The organism is Pyxidicoccus sp. MSG2, assembly GCF_026626705.1.
GTDB lineage: Bacteria > Myxococcota > Myxococcia > Myxococcales > Myxococcaceae > Myxococcus.
Window position 1 is genome coordinate 890,136 of sequence record NZ_JAPNKC010000001.1, and the last position, 17,670, is coordinate 907,805.

General features: G+C 71.4%; 9 protein-coding genes. 2 read left to right on the top strand and 7 right to left on the bottom strand.

Annotated features, from left to right (window positions below):
- Window positions 1-300: 300 nt before the first annotated feature.
- Window positions 301-3,087 carry a vitamin B12-dependent ribonucleotide reductase gene (locus OV427_RS03800; RefSeq protein ID WP_267854743.1) on the top strand — a complete coding sequence of 929 codons (2,787 nt, stop codon included), beginning with the start codon at window positions 301-303 and terminating at the stop codon, window positions 3,085-3,087.
- A gap of 85 nt (window positions 3,088-3,172) precedes the next feature.
- Here OV427_RS03800 and OV427_RS03805 read toward each other — a convergent pair whose 3' ends face one another.
- From OV427_RS03805 to OV427_RS03815, 3 genes are all read right to left on the bottom strand, one after another.
- On the bottom strand, window positions 3,173-8,725 hold the full coding sequence (locus tag OV427_RS03805) for a hypothetical protein (RefSeq protein ID WP_267854744.1): 5,553 nt from the start codon (window positions 8,723-8,725) through the stop codon (window positions 3,173-3,175).
- Between the two features lie 217 nt (window positions 8,726-8,942).
- Window positions 8,943-10,337, bottom strand: a complete 1,395-nt coding sequence (locus tag OV427_RS03810; RefSeq protein ID WP_267854745.1) for an undecaprenyl-phosphate glucose phosphotransferase — start codon at window positions 10,335-10,337, stop codon at window positions 8,943-8,945.
- A 218-nt stretch (window positions 10,338-10,555) separates the two neighbouring features.
- Complete coding sequence (locus OV427_RS03815) at window positions 10,556-11,698, bottom strand: glycosyltransferase (RefSeq protein ID WP_267854746.1); 1,143 nt, start codon at window positions 11,696-11,698, stop codon at window positions 10,556-10,558.
- Between the two features lie 102 nt (window positions 11,699-11,800).
- On the opposite strand from OV427_RS03815, the gene OV427_RS03820 reads away from it, so the two are divergent.
- The gene (locus OV427_RS03820; RefSeq protein WP_420718245.1) at window positions 11,801-12,907 is read left to right on the top strand and encodes a glycosyltransferase family 4 protein; all 1,107 of its coding nucleotides are present in this window, start codon (window positions 11,801-11,803) and stop codon (window positions 12,905-12,907) included.
- On the opposite strand, the gene OV427_RS03825 is transcribed toward OV427_RS03820, so the two are convergent.
- Genes OV427_RS03825 through purD form a run of 4 tightly spaced genes read right to left on the bottom strand, consistent with a single transcriptional unit; the run spans window position 12,881 to window position 17,670 of the window.
- Window positions 12,881-14,185 (bottom strand): O-antigen ligase family protein, encoded by a 1,305-nt coding sequence (locus OV427_RS03825; protein WP_324289924.1) that lies wholly within the window; start codon window positions 14,183-14,185, stop codon window positions 12,881-12,883. The genes OV427_RS03820 and OV427_RS03825 overlap by 27 nt on opposite strands.
- Before the next feature lies 1 nt (window position 14,186).
- Window positions 14,187-15,302 (bottom strand): LptF/LptG family permease, encoded by a 1,116-nt coding sequence (locus OV427_RS03830; protein ID WP_267854747.1) that lies wholly within the window; start codon window positions 15,300-15,302, stop codon window positions 14,187-14,189.
- A complete protein-coding gene (locus tag OV427_RS03835) occupies window positions 15,299-16,408 on the bottom strand; it encodes an LptF/LptG family permease (protein WP_267854748.1) in 1,110 nt (369 codons plus the stop codon). The genes OV427_RS03830 and OV427_RS03835 overlap by 4 nt, the downstream gene beginning before the upstream one ends.
- Entirely contained in the window at window positions 16,405-17,670 is a 1,266-nt protein-coding gene (purD, locus tag OV427_RS03840) for a phosphoribosylamine--glycine ligase (protein WP_267854749.1), read from the bottom strand. The genes OV427_RS03835 and purD overlap by 4 nt, the downstream gene beginning before the upstream one ends.

The following is a 17,670-nucleotide window of genomic DNA, read 5'->3' on the forward strand; positions in this document are numbered from 1 at the left end:
TCAGGCAGTGGCCACAATAGGTGGTGTGTATGACACTCCATGGCACTACTCATGGGGGCAGCGGTTTCTTTGACGGGATTGCCACGGACGTCGTATTGATCCGCCCGCCCGCCAGGCAGGCGGGCATCCCCAAAGACAGCCTTCGGCGCCCTTGCGCGCTTCACACCGCTTCGCGAGCCCACTCCGGAGTCACCCGCACGTATCAACGGGCACTCTCCAGAACCTGAGCGATCTCGCGCCCTTGGCATTTTGCAAAATTTAGCACCTGGACTTTCAGTGAACCCCCGTGGAGGTCGTGACATGGACAAGGAGCTGAGCTCGAAGCCGTCGGTGAACGGGAAGGAGCGACGCAACGGGCGAAAGGGGCGCGCGGCGGCTACGGGACTGACCGTGGAGCGCTTCTTCACGACGCCGGGCGTGGACCCCGCGGACGAGCTGGCGTGGGAATACCGCAGCGCCAGCATCACCGGCGAGGACGGCAAGGCCGTCTTCGAGCAGAAGAACATCGAGGTTCCGAAGTCCTGGTCGATGCTGGCGACGAACGTCGTGGCGTCGAAGTACTTCCGCGGCACGCCGGGCACGCCGGAGCGCGAGACGAGCGTGCGCAGGCTGGTGGCGCGCGTGGTGGACACCCTCACCCAGTGGGGCGTGCAGGGTGGCTACTTCGCCAACGACACGGTCCGCGAGACGTTCCACGCGGAGTTGACGCACCTGCTGCTGCGGCAGAAGGCGTCGTTCAACTCGCCCGTCTGGTTCAACGTGGGCGTGGAGGCGCAGCCGCAGTGCTCCGCGTGCTTCATCAACAGCGTGGAGGACAACATGGACTCCATCCTCACGCTGGCGCGCACGGAGGGCATGCTCTTCAAGTACGGCAGCGGCACGGGCAGCAACCTGTCCACCATCCGCGGCAGCAAGGAGCTGCTGGCCGGCGGCGGCACCGCGTCCGGCCCGGTGTCCTTCATGAAGGGCTTCGACGCCTTCGCCGGCGTCATCAAGAGCGGCGGCAAGACGCGCCGCGCGGCGAAGATGGTCATCCTCAACGCCGACCACCCGGACATCCTCGAGTTCATCCGCTGCAAGTCCGCCGAGGAGAAGAAGGCCTGGGCGCTCATCGACGCGGGCTATGACCCGTCGTTCAACGGCGAGGCCTACTCGTCGGTCTTCTTCCAGAACTCGAACAATTCGGTGCGCGTCACCGACGACTTCATGAAGGCGGTGGTCAGCGACGGCGCGTGGACGACGAAGGCGGTGCGCGACGGCCGGCCCCTGGACACGTACCGGGCGCGAGACCTGTTCCGCGAAATCGCCGAGGCGGCGCACCTGAGCGGCGACCCGGGCCTGCAGTTCGACAGCACCGTGAATGGCTGGCACACGTGCTCGGGCACGGCGCGCATCAACGCGTCCAACCCGTGCTCGGAGTACATGTTCCTGGACGACTCGGCCTGCAACCTGGCGTCCCTGAACCTGATGCACTTCCGCACCATCGACGGCGACTTCGACGTCACGGCCTTCCGGCACGCCGTGGACATCATGCTGATGGCGCAGGAAATCATCGTCGGCTTCTCGCGCTATCCCACCGAGCGCATCGAGAAGAACAGCCACGACTTCCGCCCGCTGGGCCTGGGCTTCGCGAACCTGGGCGCGCTGCTGATGGCCACGGGCCTGCCGTACGACTCCCCCGCTGGCCGCAACTACGCGGGCGCGATCACGTCGCTGATGTGCGGCGAGGCGTACGCGATGAGCGCGCGACTGGCGGAGAAGAAGGGCGCGTTCGCCGGCTACGCGAAGAACGCGGACCCCATGCTGGGTGTCATCCGCAAGCACCGCAAGGCGGCGTACAACATCGCGCCGGAGGGCGTGAGCGAGGACCTGTACGAGGCGCAGAAGGAGGCCTGGGACGCGGCGCTGGCGCTCGGCGAGGAGCACGGCTTCCGCAACAGCCAGGTGACGGTGCTGGCCCCCACGGGGACCATCGGCTTCATGATGGACTGCGACACCACCGGCATCGAGCCGGACATCGCGCTCATCAAGTACAAGAAGCTGGTGGGCGGCGGCATGCTGAAGATCGTCAACCAGACGGTGCCGCTGGCGCTGGAGAAGCTGGGCTACCCCCAGACGCAGGCGCAGGACATCATCAGCTACCTGGACAAGCAGGAGACGATTGAGGGCGCTCCGTTCCTGAAGGCCGAGCACCTGCCGGTGTTCGACTGCGCCTTCAAGCCCGCGCGCGGCCAGCGCAGCATCGGGTGGATGGGGCACATCCAGATGATGGAGGCGTGCCAGCCGTTCCTCTCGGGCGCCATCTCCAAGACGGTGAACATGCCGTCGAACGCCACGGTGGAGGACATCGAGAAGGCGTACCTGGAGGCCTGGAAGCGCGGCCTCAAGGCCATCGCCGTGTACCGCGATGGGTGCAAGCGCACGCAGCCGCTCAACACGTCGAAGGACGCGGTGAAGGACACCAAGGCCAGGGTGGCCGAGCCCGCGGTCCAGCCGGCCGTGAAGCCGGAGCCCCGCGCGGTGCGGCGGCGCCTGCCGGACGAGCGCCGGTCCATCACGCACAAGTTCTCCATCGGTGGCCACGAGGGCTACCTGACGGTGGGCATGTACGAGGACGGGACGCCGGGCGAGCTGTTCATCGTCATGGCGAAGGAGGGCTCGGTGGTGAGCGGGCTGATGGACAGCTTCGCCACCAGCGTGTCCCTGGCGCTCCAGTACGGCGTGCCGCTGAAGGTGCTGGTGGACAAGCTCAGCCACACCCGCTTCGAGCCGAGCGGCTTCACCGGCAACCCGGCCATCCCCATCGCCAAGTCGATTACCGACTACATCTTCCGCTGGCTGGAGCTGAAGTTCCTGCCGAAGCAGGACGAGTCGGAGGACGCGGTGCTGGCTCCGGTGGAAGTGGCGCCGGCGCAGGCGGCCCTGCCCGCCGAGGTGGTGTCCGCGCCGCCGCCCGTGTCGGGGCTGCGCGCCACGTGGCTCAACCAGGCGGACGCCCCGCCGTGCCACACGTGCGGAGCGATCATGGTGCGCAGCGGTGCCTGCTACAAGTGCGGCAACTGCGGCGCCACCAGCGGCTGCAGTTGAGCCGGGCACAGCGCGCTTGAAGTGAAAAGGGCTCCGGAGCGCATCGCTCCGGAGCCCTTCTGCGTTTCACCCTTCCCTGCTTGCCTCAGGCGCCTCGCGCAGAGGGGAGGCGGTCGTAGGCCGCCGAGGCCTTGTCGATGACGCGGGTGAGTTCGTCCAGCGCCGAGGTGTCGACGGGCTCCGCGCCCTGGTCCGCGATGACGAAGGCGACGGGACGGCCTCGGCTGCGGACCGTGGCGACCAGCAGTTGCGAGGACGCTTCCCCACCGAGCGCGGAGAAGATGGCCTCGTCCTGCGCGCTGACCGGGGCGTTGAAGACGCTGGGACCGGCGCCGGCCGCGATGGCAACGGTGAGCAGCGACGGGGCCTCGAGGTCCACCTTGAGCGCGGACACCGCCGGGCTGTCGCTGCCCGGGCCCCAGGCATGCCCCACCCGCGCGAGGCCGAGGCTCTCTCCGAGCAGGAACGCACGCCGGAAGCGTCCCGCGCAGTACGCGAGCAGCACCTTGCCGAGCGTGCCCTGCGTCCCCACCCCGTCGAGCGCCGCGAGGACCTGCTCCGCCGTCACCGCGGGCCCGGAGGACGGCATGTCCGTGGAGGCGCTGGCCGCGGCCAGGAGGGAGCTGACGAGCTCGGACTGATCCACCGGGGGCTGCCACGGCTGCGGGATGAAATCCCAGGCAGAGGCCAGCGGCACCTCGCCCGCGGTGGGCTCGGTGGGCGCGGCGGAGACAGCGGGACCGTCGAGGTCCACGGCACGGTCCGCCCAGGTCGTCTCGGCCGTGTGGCCGATGGTGCCGTTGCTCTCGCCGCCCTGCCAGCCCACGAACTCCCAGGTGGACGCGAGCTCCATCGTCTCGTTGGGCGAGGCCGGGACGTCATCGAGCTCGATGGGGGCTCGCGGAGCGGGCTTCACGGACTCGAGCGGGGCCACCAGTGTGAGAACAGCGGTGGGTGCCTCGGGCGACGTCGCGCCAGGCACGGCGTCGGCGGGCGGCATGGCGGTGGCGTGCGAATCCGCCTCTACGTTGAGACGGGCCGCGGCGATGGGAGCAGGGTCCGCGTGCGCTTCGGTCTCCGCGTCGGGACGGGACGTAGCGACGTGCGCAGGGTCCGCGTGCGATGCGGTGTCCGCATGAGCCTGGACCGGGGCGGCTTGCGCGTCGGAGGCGGGGGCCGCGTGCGACACGGTCTCCGCATGAGTGTGGGCCGAGGTGGAGTGCACGTCGGAGGCGGGGACCGCGTGCGACGCGAGCTCTGCATGGGCTTGAGCCGGAGCGGCTTGCGCGTTGGAGACGGGGCCCGCGTGCGACACGGTCTCCGCATGGGCATGAGCCGGAGCGGCGTGCTCGTTGGAGGCGGAGCCCGCGTGCGATGCGGTCTCCGCATGGGCATGAGCCGGAGCGGCGTGCTCGTTGGAGGCGGGGCCCGCGTGCGATGCGGTCTCTGCATGAGCCGAGGCGGCGTGCGCGTCGGACGCGGTCTCCGCATGGGCGTCGACCGAGGCGGCGTGCTCAACCGAAGCGCGGTCGGCGTGCGACGTGGTCTCCACATGGGCGAGGGCCGACGCAGCGTGCTCGGCGGCGGCGCGGTCTTCGTGTGACAGGGCCTCCGTGTTGCCATGAGCCGCGGCGACACGGTCGTCGGAGGCGCGAACTTCGTGCGACCCGCTGTCCCTGTTGTCGACATGGCTCGTAGCGACAGCAGCGGGCTCTGCGTCCGACCCCGTTTCTGCGTCGTGTCGAACAGCCGCGGCGACGTGCTCGACAGTGGCAGGGACCTCGTGCGAGGCGGGAGTCCCAGACTCCGTGTGGACGAGGTCCGTGGCGGCGTGCTCAGCGGAAGCACTGACCGGGGGCATCGCGGCGGCATCGACTGCGGGCCCGGCGTCGCGAGCCAGGGACGCGATGGTGCTCGATGCAGCTTCCGCGTCGGGGTGGGCGGGGACAGCCTGCTCGATGCCCGCGTCGACCGAGGCCAACGCTGACTTCGTGGAGGCAGCATCCGCACCCGCCGTGTCGATGGCGCCGGTGAGCGCCTCGCTCTGCTGTGTTTCCGGCTGGGCCTGCGCAACCAGCGGCGTGGCTGTGCCAGGGGTGGACGCCGAGCCGTCAGCATCAGCGTCTGCTCGAAGCGAAGGCGTGGCTTCGACCCGCGCCTCCGTGAGGTTCGCGGCCTCCGGCGCTACCACGGCGGCAGGAGCCCCGCCCCCGTCCAGCGTGCCCGATGCTGAAGACAGACGGGCCGCCTCCTGCTGCGATTCGTCCTCCTCGCCGAGCGCATCCGCGGGCAAGGCGAAGCCATAGGCCGTGGTGTGCTCGGCCGTGGCGACTTCGCTCCGACCACTCGAAGCAGCCGCAGGCGATTCGACGGAGCCCACCTCTTCGTGCGGCTCGCCGTTCGCGGCGGCCATCGGAGTCGCGGCCTCGGACAACTCCGACGCTGCATCCTCGCTGCCACGAATGGAGGCAGCCACGGAGGAAGTGGAGGCCGCGGTGACAACGGCATCCTCGCTGGCTGCCACATGCGCGCTCGCGGAGGCGTCTGCTGCCGCGCCGGCAACCGCCATCCGGGCAGTCATGGGGGCAGCTTCGTTGTCAGCCGCGAGGCTGCCCGTGGGCGACTCGGCTGCGCGAACGCCTTCGTCGGTCGGCAACTGCGTCACCGGGTCGGTGACAGCGAGGTCGAGCACCGGCTCGGAAGGAGCCACGGTGTCGCTGTCGGGGGCGCTCGGAGCAGCCACTTCCGAATTCGCGGCAACGGGCGCGGTCCCCTGCTCCGCACGGCCCATCGCCACGGGCTCCGCGCTGGCGACGGAGGCAGCGAGCACCTCGGATGCTGGCGAGCCGGTCATGGACGCGGACGGATGGGCGTCAACAGGAGCCGTGACCTCGGGCGCAGGGCTCGCGCTGCTGGTGCTTCCGGCCTCAACCATCGCCGCGGCGCCGGGCTCATCAGGCAGGAGCTCACCCGCGAGCACCTCCTCCGGAGCAGCCTCCCGCATCGGCAAGGAGGCCGCCGACGCGACTGCATCCTCGGGTTGCGACGGGTTCGCGTCCTTGGCCGCCGTGACAGGCGCGCGCGCCGCGACATCCTCCACCACCTCGGACGAGGCAGCGGCGACGAGGTCCACGCCGTGCGACAGCTTCTGTTGTTCCGACGCGGGCGCCGATGTTGCGTGCGCCACCGGCGAGAGCTCGGGGGCCCGCGGAGCCGCGGGCGACATCCCCGGCGGCACCTGGGGCATTCCCGGATGCGCCGCGGTGGGCATGCCCATCGGAGGACCGGACACGCGAGCCGGCGGGGCCTCTCCGGGCCGTGGCGGCATGGGAGGAGCCATGCCCGCCTGGGGTGGACGCGGGGGCATGGGCTGCCCACCCATCGGCATGGCCGGACCTTGCGGTCCCGGAGGCATGCCGGGCCCACGGGCGCCCGGGGGAGGCACCGGGCCACCTGGAGGCGGCCCCTGGCGCGGGGGCATTCCCGGATGCGCACCCATCGGAGCTCCCGGAGGAACCGGAGCCCCGGGCATCATCCCCGGAGCCATCGGCCTCCCCTGGGCTGGCATCGGAGGCCCGCCCGCACCGGGAGGCATCATCGCGCCCGGAGGCATCGGAGGCCGTGCGGCGCCCGGAGGCATCGGTGCACCCGGCATCGCGGGAGGACGCGCTCCCTGCGCCACCATCCCCGGAGGCGCTCCCGGCGGCGGCGGCACGGGCACGGAGCCCTGCGCCATCATCCCCGGAGGCGCTCCCATCGGTGCTCCCGGCGGCGGCGGAGGCACAGAGCCCTGCGCCACCATCCCCGGAGGCGGTCCCATCGGCGCTCCCGACTGCGGAGGCACGGGCCCGACGGCCTGCGGAGGCCTCGCGCCAGGCGGAGGCGCCATGGGCGCGTTCGCGGGGTGCGGAGGAACAGGTCCCATGGACTGGGGAGGCATCGCCCCGCCCTGCGCCATCGCGGGCGGCATGCCCCTGGGCGCCATGCCCGGAGGTTGCGGAGCAGCCACCCCTGGCGGAGGCGTGGGCCGCCCCATCATCGGAGGCTGCGGCGCTCCGGGAGGACGCGGCGCCGCGCCTTGCGGAGCCGTGGGCTGCTGCTGCGCCTGCCCCGGAGGCGGAGCCGGCGGACGCGCCATGCCCGGGGGAACGGCCCCCTGGGGCCCCGGCACCGCGGGCAGTCCCGTCCTCGACGGAGGCCGCGCGGCGCCCGTCATTCCCGGCGGCACCGCGGCCAGCTCCGGAGCCGGGGCGGGTCTCGCAACCATCCCCGGAGGCCCCTCCATCCCAACGGGCCCGCCCTGCGGAGGCACGGGCCGAGCCGGCCCCGCCGCATGCGGCTGAATCGGAGCGGGGGGGACGGGTGCCTGCGGAGCACGATTCATCCCCGGAGGCTGCGGCGGCCCTCCAGCCTGACGCGCCACCATGCCCGGCGGCTGCGAGCCCGCGGCGACGACAGGCGCCTCGGCGGACGGAGCATTTCCCACCGAAGCGGCCATTCGCGGAGGCACGGCCTGCGCATGCCCGAACGGAGGAGGCGTGGCCCGCACGCCCGCGGGCACGGACTCCGACTGCGTCGCGACCCCCAACATCGGCGACCCGGCCGCAACGCCAGCGACCACCGGCGCGTCCTCCTCGATGACGCCATCCTCCAGCACGTCGAGCTCTTCCGCCGGCTCGGCGTCCGGCTCGAGCGGAGGCATCATCTCCAACCGTGGCAGCTCCGGCGGCGTGAGTCGCGGCGGCGAAGAGGGACGGCCCCCCGGAGCGCCCTGCGGGCCACGAGCCTTGTCCACGGGCATGAGCTGTGGAGGCGCCGGAGGCCGGCCGTCCCCCTGCGCCGTCAGCACCGGCGGTCCGGACGGCACCGGACTCGACACGCGCATCTCACCATCCTCGCCCAGGTCGATCATCGCCACCGGCGGCGCGGGGGGAGCCAGATAGCCCGAGAGATGCTCATTGCCGGAAGCGGCCGGCGCCCATCGCACCTCGGACGGCTCACCCGCGTCCGCTTCCGCGTCGTCGCTGAGGTACTGGCCCGGAGCGAGCCCACCGAAGATTCCGTCGGACGACGGCTCGGGACGCACGGGCGCGGGGGGCAGCGAAGCCGCGGACACTCGCTGCTGCGCGCTCGCGGGAGCCTGCGTGGCCCCGGACTGGGCCTGGGCGGGGCGCCGGGTGGGCTCGAGCCGGATGTACCGCGACTCCCGCTTGAGGTCGTAGCGCTGGGCCTGGAAGTGGAACACCCGGAGCTCGGGCGCGACATACGGGACGATGCGCAACCCGGTTGCGAAACTGAGCGCGTCCGTGTCCCGCAGCTCCATGGGGTTCACCATGGCCACCTTGAGCCGCCGCCCCTCCTGCCCCAGGGGGAAGGCCTGGTGCTTCTCCGCCAACGCGGCCGACAACAGCGCCAGCGTCGCGTCCGTCACCGCCGCGAAGTCCGCTTCCTGCGCGATGGGGTAGCGCGACTGCTCCCCCAGCACCATGGCCAGCGTGTCGATGTCGATGATGTCCAGCTCGACGAGGTTGGTCCCCAGCCGCCCACCGTAGATGAGCTGGGCCTTGAGGGCCTCGTCGAGCTGCGACTGCGTGATGAGGCCCTTGCGGACCAGGAGTGCCCCGAGCTTTTCGGCCATGCCGAGCCGATTGTAGACGGCTTCCTGTCCCGCACACCTCCCCCGAAGCCCCGGCATGGCCCTTTCACCCTGCCTGCTCGCTGGCCCGCACACCCCGCCGCGCCGCAAATGCTCCCGGTGAAGAATTCAGTGGGCGCTTGCCTACCGCGCCCCACTCCAGGCGGCCGCCGAGGCCAGGTCCTCCCGGACCTTCGCCACGGCCGCGCCGGCAAGCCGGTCAGTACGCGTTCTTCGACAGGAAGCCGCCGAGCGCGGTGCGCACGAGAATCTTCAGGTCCATCAGCAGCGACCAGTTCTCGATGTAGTACAGGTCGTACTCGATGCGCTTCTGGATGGACGTCTGGCCGCGCAGGCCGTTGATCTGCGCCCAGCCGGTGATGCCCGCCTTCACCTTGTGACGCAGGTGGTAGCGCGGAATCTGCCGCTTGAACTCCTCGATGAAGACGGGGCGCTCGGGGCGCGGGCCCACAAGGCTCATGTCGCCCAGCAGCACGTTGAAGAACTGGGGCAGCTCGTCCAGCGAGTACTTGCGCAGGAAGGTGCCAATGGCCGTACGGCGCGTGTCGCCCGGGCAGGCCATCATCGCGCCGGAGTGCTCCGCGTCCACGCGCATGGTGCGGAACTTGAGGATGGGGAAGGTGCGCCCGTCCATGCCCATGCGCTCCTGGCGGAAGAGCACGGGGCCGCGGCTGCTCAGCCGCACCGCCAGCGCCGTGGCCAGCATCAGCGGCGAGGTGATGAGGATGGCCACCAGCGCGAAGAGGATGTCGAAGGCCCGCTTCGTCACCCGGCTCCAGCCCTCCATGGGGTCGCCCTGGAGGCGGATGATGGGCAGCCCGCCGAACTCCTCCAGGCCGCCGTAGAGGGTGATGTACTGGTACAGGTCCGGCACCACCCGGACGTCCACCGTGCGCAGCGCCAGTTGCTCCATCAGCCGCTTCACGTGCGCCTGGTCCTCCAGGGGCAGCGCGATGATGACCTGGTCCACCGGCTGAGCGTCCAGCGTCGCATTCACCGAGTCCACGTGGCCGATGACGCGCACGCCGCCCACGTACTGGCCCACCTTCTCCGGCCGCAGCGTGAGCACGCCCGTCACCCGGAAGCCCAGCTCGCGGTGGCCCTCCACCGTTTCAATCACACGCTGGCCCAGGTCCCCCGCGCCGATGACGAGGATGGACTTGAGGTTGTGGCCGCGCCGGCGGATTTCACTCAGCACCCAGCGGAACAGCAGCCGGTTGCACGTCACCAGCACGAAGGCGTAGCCGACGAAGATGACCAGCGTGAGACGCGAGTAGCGCTCGCGCGCGAAGTACGTCGCCGCCACCAGGATGAGCGTCGCGGTGATGGTGGACTTGAAGACCTCGAACACCTCACCCGTGTTGGTGCGCGCCCGGTTCGTCGCGTACAGGCGCGACTGCTTGAACGTCACCGGGAAGATGAACAGCACCATCAGCAGCGAGACGAGCGTGTCGTCCCAGGGCGGAATCCCCTCGGTGATGGGGAACAGGCCGGAGAAACGCGTGGCGTACGCGAGGCCGAACGCCACCGCGAGCATCACCATGTCCGCGACAATCTTGATAGACGTGTAGAACCGCTGGAGACGACTGAACACCGCGGGACTCCTGTAACCTGGTCAACGGGCGGCCCACCCGCTGCAAGACTCGCACCCCATGCCGACGAGCACGCGAATTGCCCAACACCCTGTGACGGGCGCGTGTCCTAGCACGGGAAAACGCGTGAAACCAATGGGTTGCAGTGACCCCTCCCCCACAGAGTGAGGTGGGAAACGGTGGGGGACCACGGAAGCTGGAGGGGTGACTGACAGCGGCGTCACACCCCAGCGGCGCGGGCTGGGGAGGACTTCCCCAGCCTGAGGAGGTTCTCCACCTCGGCGAGCATGGCGCGCTGGAAGGCGGCGCGGCTGAAGCGCTCGGCCTGCGAGCGAGCGTCCTCGGGGCGGAAGCCGGGCTCCCATGCCTCGAACTGGCGCACGGCGGCGGCGAGCGCGGCGGGCGTCTGCTCGGAGAAGAAGAGGCCGGTGCGCGACGTCACCGTCTCCAGCACGCCGCCCCGTCCATAGGCGATGACGGGGCGGCCGGTGGCCTGGGCCTCCAGCGGGGTGATGCCGAAGTCCTCCTCGGGCGTGAAGATGAGCGCGCGAGCGTCGCGGTAGAGGCCCGGCAGCGCGTCGTCACTGACATTGCCGAGGAAGCGGATGTGCGGAGGCACCGGCCCGGACATGAGGCGCGAGGCCTCCTGGCCCGTGCCCACCACCCACAGCGGGGCGTCCAATTCGCGGAACGCCTCCAGCGCCACGTCCAGCCGCTTGTACGGAGCGAAGGCGCCGAGCCACAGGAAGTAGCCGCCCTGCCCGCCTCCTTCCAGCGGCTGCCGGGCGAAGCGCTCCAGGGCCACCGGCGGGTGGACGACGGAGGCCTCACGTCCCCAGAAGCGCTGAATCTTCCCGGCGATGTGGTGGCTGTTGGCGACGAAGCGGTGCACGCCCGAGGCTGTCTGACGGTCCCACCTTTGGAGCCACGGACGCACCGCGTGGGCGGCGGCGCGCACGGGCAGCCGAGCGCGACCCGGGCCGAAGTAGTCGTCGAAGAGGTCCCACATGTACCGCATGGGCGCGTGCACGTAGCTGAGGTGCGGCGTGCCCGGCGGGGTGCGCAGGCCCTTGGCGACGCAGTGGCTGGAGGAGAGGACCAGGTCGTAGTCGTCCTGGAGGCGCAGGGCTTCGATGGCGCGCGGCATCAGCGGGAGGAAGTGCCGGTAGCGCGCGTGGATGCCGGGGATGCGCTGGAGGAAGGACGTGAAGATGCGGCGGGACTCAATGGCCGGGGACTGGCTGCCCGGCTTGTGGACGAGGGTGTAGATGTCCGCGTCCGGGAGGACCTCACAGAGCGCGTCGAGGACGCGCTCTCCCCCGCGGTGGGTGACGAGCCAATCGTGGACCAGGGCGACCTTCACGGGAGGGCTTCTAGCATCTGAAGCGCTCGGTTCCGAAAGGACGGCCAGGCCGCTCGGCTGCCCGCCCCCCAAGAGGGCCTCACGTGTGGTACGCGGAGGGCCGTGGCCCACGTCCTCCTCGACCTGCGCATGGTGCGCGGCCGGCTGCATGGAATCGCGCGGTACGCGCTGGAACTGGCGCGGCGGATGCCGGCGCTCGCGCCTGACCTGCGCTTCACCGCGCTGGTCGCGCCGCAGGGGCTCCCGGACGGGCTCGGAGAGCTGACGCCGCCCATGCCGCTGCACCGCTCGCGAGCGGGGTTCCTCTCCCCTTTCGAGCAGCCCGCGCTGGTCGCGGACCTGATGAAGCTCAAGCCGGACGCGTTCCACGCCACCTCGTTCTCGATGCCGCTGTTCTGGGACGGGCGGCTGGTGGCGACGCTGCACGACGCCAACCACCTGGCGCTGGCGGACCAGTACACGCCGGTGCAGTCGCTCTACTACCGCGTGGTGGTGGGCCCGAGGGCGAAGCGGGCGTCGGCGCTGGTGACGGTGTCGGAGTTCTCGCGTGAGGAGTTGGCGAAGTACCTCCACCTGTCGCCGTATCGGTTTCAGGTCATCCACAACGGAGTGGACGCGCGCTTCCAGCCGGCGACGCCGGGCGAGGCGAAGGCCTTCCGCGAGCGGCACGGGCTTCCTGCGCGCTACGTGGCGGCGGTGGGCAACGCGAAGCGCTTCAAGAACCTGGAGCTGCTGAAGCACGTCGCGCCGGAACTGCCGGTGCCGGTGGTGCTGCTGGCGGGCAAGGGGGCGGTGGCGCACGAGCTCGGGCTGCACGAGAACGTGCTGGATTTGGAAGAGCTGCCCGAGGCGGACATGCCGCTGTTCTACGGCGCGGCCTCGGCGCTGCTGCTTCCGTCGAAGTACGAAGGCTTCGGCCTGCCGGCGCTGGAGGCCATGGCGGCGGGCTGCCCGGTGCTGGCGGCGAACGCGACGGCACTGCCGGAGGTGGTGGGCGCCGCGGCGCTGACGCTGCCCCCCGACGACGCGGCGGCGTGGCGGGAGACGACGCTGCGCGTGCTGCGGGACGACGTGCTGCGCAGCGAGTTGATTGAGCTGGGCCGCGAGCGGGCCGCCCGCTTCACCTGGGACGACTGCGCGCGGCGCACGCTCGCGGTGTACCGGCGGGTGCTGGAGGCGCCTTCAGCTCCGGGCACTCGCGGCGGTTGAGTCGGGCCCATCACGCACCACCCCGCTGCCCTCGCACAGCCCCAGTCCCCACACGAGCGCGAAGGACAGGTGCACGCTGGGATGGAATGGCAGGTAGTGCACCAGCGACAGCACGTGGAAGCCCACCCACGACAGCAGCGCGCCCGTGGCCGCCAGCGAGCCCGCGCGGTGGCGGCGGATGAGCGCCCGTCCCAGCAGGCCGTGCATGGCCGCCAGCAGTACCAGTCCCACCAGCCCCGTCTCCGCCCACGCCGTCAGCCAGAGGTTGTGCGAGTCCGTGGCCAGGAAATCGTTGATGCCCGTCTGCGCCGCGGTGGCCATGGCCGCGGTCCGGTGGTTGCCGAAGCCCACGCCCGTCAGCGGGTGCTCGCGGACCAGAATCCACCCCACGGACATGGCCAGCTCGCGCTCGCCCCCGTAGACGTTCCCCAACGCCTTCCCCAGCCGCGCGCGCCATGCCGGTGACACCAGCACCGCCATCACCACCACGGCCAGCAACGCCAGCCCCACCCGGCGCGTCCGGCCCTGCACGAGCAGCAGCAGCGCCACCACGCTGACAATCAGCGCCGCGCCCAGCGCTGCCCGCGCGAAGGCGTTGTAGATGGACACCAGCATTCCCAGCACCACCACGCCCGCCACCGCCCGGCGCCGCGCCACCTCCGAGCCGCCCAGCACCGCCAGCGCCGGTCCCAGCAGGGCGATGGCCCCGTGCGCGAAGCGCAGCCGGTGGAAGAAGAAGCCTCCGGCCGCATAGCGCGGCGACTCCTCCGTGCCGAAGTTCTCATGCAGGCGCGCCACGCTCAGCTTGAGGAACGCGGGAGGCTCCCACGGCCACCTCACCCGGTTCTGGAACAGCCCCAGCGCCGCGGCCAGAATCCACCCTCCCGCCACCACCGCCGCCAGGAGCATCCACGGCACGCCCACCGTGCCGATGCACGCCACCGCGGCGCCCGCCACCGTGTCCAGCACCTGGCCGTAGCGCGAGCCGCGCGGCCACTTCTGCGCCGCGCCCGTCAGCAGCGCCACCGCGGGCGACACGAGCTGCCACGCGCACAGCGTCAGGCTGGCCAGCACGTACGCGCGGACGTCCGGCGCCAGCCGCAGTCGCTTGCGTGCCACCAGCACGCCCGCGAGCAGCACCGCCGCGCCCGCCGCCACCTGGAGCACCACCTCCGCCAGCACCAGCCCCACCGCCCACACCACGAGCACTGCGGCCACCGCGCGGCGCAGGCGTGGGTCCACCGTCGGCGGAGGAGCAGAGGCCATGGGGGTCGACACGCTATCTCACCAGCACCCGGCCGCGAGGAAGGTGCAGCAGGCCCTCGCGCCGCAGCCACACCGCCCCGGCCACCAGCACCAGGAGGAAGGTGGGCATCCACGCGGCCACGAAGGGCGGCAGCCGCTCTGTCAGCACCAGCGTGCGGCAGACCACCATCAACCCCCACATGGCCACCGCCGTGAGCAGCCCCTCGATGATGGCCGCCGTCAGGTGACCCCGGCGGTTGGTGCGCAGCGCCAGCCCCACGCCCAGCAGCGCCGCGGGCAGCGCCGCCATGGGATAGGCGAACCGGTTGTGCAGCGCGAGCTCGAACTGGCGCGTCGCGAGCCCCACCTCCTTGCGCGCGGCAATCTGCTCCCGCAGCTCCGCCACACGCATCTGCTCCGGCCGACCCGGGCGGATGCGGAAGACGTTGGCCGGCACGCCCAAATCGTACTCGGCCTCGGCGAGCTGCTTCACGGACGTGCGGCCCTCGCCGGGGAAGCTGCGGTCCACCACGTCCACCAGCCGCCAGCGCGTGCCCTCCTGCGAGTGCATCTCCGCCGCGTCCAGGCGCTGGCGCAGCTCGAATTCCTTCGACACCGTGAAGATGGACACGTCCCGGAAGCCGTCCTGCGCGCTGCCCGAGCGGAGGAAGAAGATGCGGTCCCCCCGCCGGAACCACTGCTTCGGCGTGTAGTAGAAGCGCCAGTCGCCTCCACGGTTGAAGCGCTGGGTGGTGATTTCATCCACCCGCCGTCCCGCATGCGTCGCCACCCACTCGTCGAAGGCCACCAGCCCCACGCACGCCGTCAGCGAGCACACGAGGATGGGCACGTACAACGCGGACGGGCCGAACGTCAGGGCGCGGATGGCCGTCACCTCGCCCTGCTTGCGCAGCGCGGACACCGCCGTCCCCGCGGCCAGGAGCAGCGCGGCGGGCCCCAGTTGCTGCACCGACACCAGCGCCTTGTACGCGTACAGCTTCGCCGCGGCCTCCACCCAGCCGGGCCCGGTGTACGACTTCGCGCGGTCCACGAAGTCCACCACCACGAAGATGACGACCAGCCCCGTGAGGATGCCCAGGGCGAAGCGCAGGTACGTGCGCAGCACGTAGCCGAAGAGGGTGCCCTTCACCGGACCGTCCCCGAGCGGTTCACGCGGTAGAGGGCCACCGCGCCCACCAGCATGAAGATGACGTTGGCCAGCTGCCCGGCCAGCTCCACCGGCAGCTTCCCCTTCTGTCCCATCTGCTCGAAGGCGCGGCTCAGCAGGTAGTACAGGACGTAGCCGCCCAGCGTCAGCAGATAGCCCCAGGCCCGCCCCGACTGCCGTCGGCCGATGGCCAGCGGCGTGCCCAGCAGCGCGAAGGCGATGGGCGCCAGCGCGTTGCCCAGCCGGTTGTGCAGCGCCATGCGGAACGAGCGCGGGTCTCCACCCTGCGCCTCCGCGTCGGCCGCCGCCTGCATGAGCTCCATGGGCGTCAGCTCCTCCTTCGCGGAGGTGAAGCGGCTGCGCTGGCCCATGGACACGCCCACGCCCACGCTGATGTCCGACTTGTCGAAGTGGATGACGCTGTAGTCCTCGCCCGCGCGGCCGGAGCGGTGGACCTCGCCGTCCTCCAGGGCGAAGCGCAGCACCTCGCCCTTCCCGCTGACGCCCACCTGACCTCGGTGCGCCAGCACCAGCAGCGGCGCGCTCGCCTCGCGGTCGTCGTGCAGCAGCACGTTCGTCCACCGCCCGTCCGTCGACGCCCGCTCCGCGTAGAGTGTCAGGTCGCTCAGGTCCTCGTAGAAGACGCCGGACTTCACGTCCCCCACCACGTTCTTCCGGATGACCTCGCTCACCAATTCCTTCACCCCGGTGAGCCCCCAGGGCTGCGCGGTGGAGGTAATCAGCATCATCAGCGCGCTGAGCGTCGCGGCCACGCCCATCGGCGCGGCCAGCAGGCGCATCGGCCCCACGCCCAGCGACTGGAGCGCCGTCAGCTCCCTGTCTTCTCCCAGCCGCCCCAGCCCCAGGAGGATGGCCAGCAGGAAGGCGATGGGCAGCGCCATCATCAGGAAGTGCGGCGCCAGGTAGGCAATGAGCCGCCCCAGGTCCACCAGCGTCACCGAGGAGCCCAGCAGCACGTCCGTGCCCCGCAGGAACTGCATGACGAACAGGAGCAGGAACATGAACGCCACCCACACCCCGAGCGGCACCAGCAGCTCCCTGAGCAGGTAGCGAGAGACGCGGTTCACGGCGCGGCCTTCATCCCTCGCGCGCCGATGTCCCGGCGGAAGTGCATGCCCTCGAAGCGCACCGCCTCCGCCGCCGCGTAGGCCCGCTCGCGCGCTTGCGCCAGGTCCTCACCCCGCGCGCACACCGTCAGCACCCGGCCGCCGCTCGTCACCAGCGCGCCGTCCTTCGCATCCACGCCCGCGAGGAACACCCTGGCGTCCGCCGGCACCGCGTCCAGCCCGTCGATGCGCTGGCCCTTCCTCGGCGCGTCCGGGTAGCCCTGCGCGGCCAGCACCACGCCCACCGATGCGCCGGGGTTCGACACCAGCGGCCGCGGCTCCAGCCGGCCTTTCGCGCATGCGTCCACCAGCGGCAGCAGGTCCTCGCCCAGCTGCATCATCAGCACCTGCGTCTCCGGGTCGCCGAAGCGCGCGTTGAACTCCAGCACCTTCGGCCCGCTGCGCGTGAGCATCAGCCCCGCGTACAGCACGCCCCGGAACGGGAGCCCGCGCCGGCGCAGCACGGCCAGCGTGGGGGCGACGACGCGCTCCCCCACTTCAGCCAATTGCGCGTCGGTCAGGAAGGGGGCCGGGCTGTACGCGCCCATGCCGCCGGTGTTGGGCCCCGTGTCCCCGTCTCCCACCCGCTTGTGGTCCTGCGACAGGGGCAGCATGACGTAGCGCTCGCCGTCGCACAGGGCCATGGCGGAGACCTCCTCGCCCTCCAGCAACTCCTCCAGGACCATCGTCTGGCCCGCCGCGCCCATGGCGCCCACCGCGCGCACCGCCGCCCGGGCGGCCTCCACGTCGTGCGCCACGATGACGCCCTTGCCCGCGGCCAACCCGTCCGCCTTGACGACGATGCGGCCCTGCTCCACCGCGTAGGCTTCTGCCCGAGCCACGTCCGTGAAGGTGCGGAAGGCCGCGGTGGGCACGCCCGCCTCGGCCATGATTTCCTTCGCGAAGGCCTTGGAGCCCTCGATGAGGGCCGCGCCCGCCACCGGGCCGAAGCAGGGGATGCCGGCCTTCGCCAGCGCGTCCGCCACGCCCGCCACCAGCGGCGCCTCCGGCCCCACCATCACCAGGTCCACCGCCTCGCGCTTCGCCAGCGCCACCACCTCGTCCGGCACTTCGGCGCGCACCGGGACGTTGGTGGCCAGCCGCGCGGTGCCCGGGTTGCCGGGGCCGCACAGCAGCCGGGTGAGCCGGGGGCTCTGGGACAGCTTCCACGCGAGCGCGTGCTCACGGCCTCCGGAACCGAGCAGCAGGACCTTCACATCCAC

What these genes read in the sequence shown, in the direction of transcription:
- OV427_RS03800 (WP_267854743.1), top strand. Translation starts at nt 301, where the DNA reads ATGGACAAGGAGCTGAGCTCGAAGCCGTCGGTGAACGGGAAGGAGCGA.
- OV427_RS03805 (WP_267854744.1), bottom strand. Translation starts at nt 8,725, where the DNA reads ATGGCCGAAAAGCTCGGGGCACTCCTGGTCCGCAAGGGCCTCATCACG.